The sequence below is a fragment of the Oleiphilus sp. HI0128 genome, from assembly GCF_001635365.1.
Map to the genome: position 1 here is coordinate 1 of NZ_LWGG01000599.1, position 311 is coordinate 311.

At 51.8% G+C, this 311-nt stretch carries 1 pseudogene; it reads left to right on the forward strand.

Annotated features, from left to right (window positions below):
* Nucleotides 1-311, forward strand: a pseudogene (locus tag A3763_RS07270) (DNA-binding response regulator); the annotation flags it as partial.

The window sequence follows — 311 nt, forward strand, 5'->3', positions numbered from 1 at the left end:
CGCGCAACCGGTAACCAAACACCTGTACTGATCCTTAGTGCACTAGGCGACGTAGATGATCGTGTTGAAGGTTTACGCGGTGGTGGTGACGATTATCTGACCAAGCCTTTCTCCTACACTGAGTTACTTGCTCGCCTGGAAGTATTAGTCAGACGCGGGGCAACCAGTGGCTCCGAGAAAGTGACTCACCTGCAAGTTGCCGACCTTGAAATGGATTTGCTAGCCCGCTCTGTCAAACGCGGTAGCGAAAAGATCGACCTACAACCTCGCGAATTTCGCTTGCTAGAGTACCTGATGAAACATGCAGGCCA